Below are 989 nucleotides of genomic sequence, written 5' to 3'. Positions count from 1 at the left end.
CTATCCAGCGCTTGTGTTTCAGTGAGCTGAATGACATTAGAAACCAGTGTGGCTTTATCATCTGTCCCGGCAATCGTAAGCGTGGCGGTTTGTTGCGTACTTCCACCATGGCCATCTTCTACTTGATAAGTGATAGCGATTTGTTGCGACTGACCATTGGCCAAATGGTTAAATGCGGGATTGGTGGCATCAACAATTAATGTATGACCATCAGTATCTAAGGTAATGCCCGTTGGAAGTTGGCCCGACTGAGGTTGACCATCGATGGCATATTCAAGGTGACTGATGGTTAAAGCGTCGCCGTCTTTGTCTGTGGCACCTACTAGCAGATTGAGGGTGTGATGATTATCGGCCCCCTCACTGACACTGTCGGTTAAAGGCGTCACATCAGGGTTGTCGTTAACCGCAGCTAAGTTGGTGGTTGCGCCGGTGTGTGTTACACCACCGTGTGCATCTTTGACGTCATAGCTAAAGTGCACCGCGCCGTTGTAGTCTTTTTCTGGGGTAAACGTAAACGTACCATCGGCATTGTTTAGAATAGAGCCATGGTCAGCATGCAGGTTTTCAATGGTTAGTTTACCGGCGTCATTGGCATCCACATCGACGGTATTCGCTAATAGTTGCGCGGTGGTTAAGGTTTGGCGTGTATCTTCACTGCCATTTGCAAGCACCACTTCAGATGAACAGTAAGGTCTGTCGTTACTGCCGTGAATGGTGATGACAATATCGTGTGTTGTACCATCTTTTGAATGGACTGTAATCGTATCGGTTAAGCTTTGCCCTTCACCAAGCTGGTCAATTGCAGTGCCACGCGTTGTGGGTCTAGCACCTATACCTGATAGATGCCCAGCATCGGCATGGTAATGCCAGGTGCCATCGGTGAGTAAGATTAGATCGCCATAGGTGCCGTGATAGTCGTAACCATTGCTGCCTTGGCGTTCAAATCCTGACTCGCCTACATCGGGGTCTGTGATGGTCAGCTTGCCATC

General features: G+C 48.9%; 1 protein-coding gene. It reads right to left on the bottom strand.

Translation table 11 applies throughout. The features are described 5' to 3' along the window. The coding region (locus AB4167_RS21595; RefSeq protein WP_372137003.1) for a cadherin-like domain-containing protein at positions 1-989 on the bottom strand (989 nt) is incomplete at both ends.

The organism is Vibrio sp. 10N.286.49.E11, from assembly GCF_041469505.1.
Classification (GTDB): Bacteria; Pseudomonadota; Gammaproteobacteria; order Enterobacterales; family Vibrionaceae; genus Vibrio; species Vibrio crassostreae_C.
This window is presented reverse-complemented; position numbering and strand designations above follow the sequence as displayed.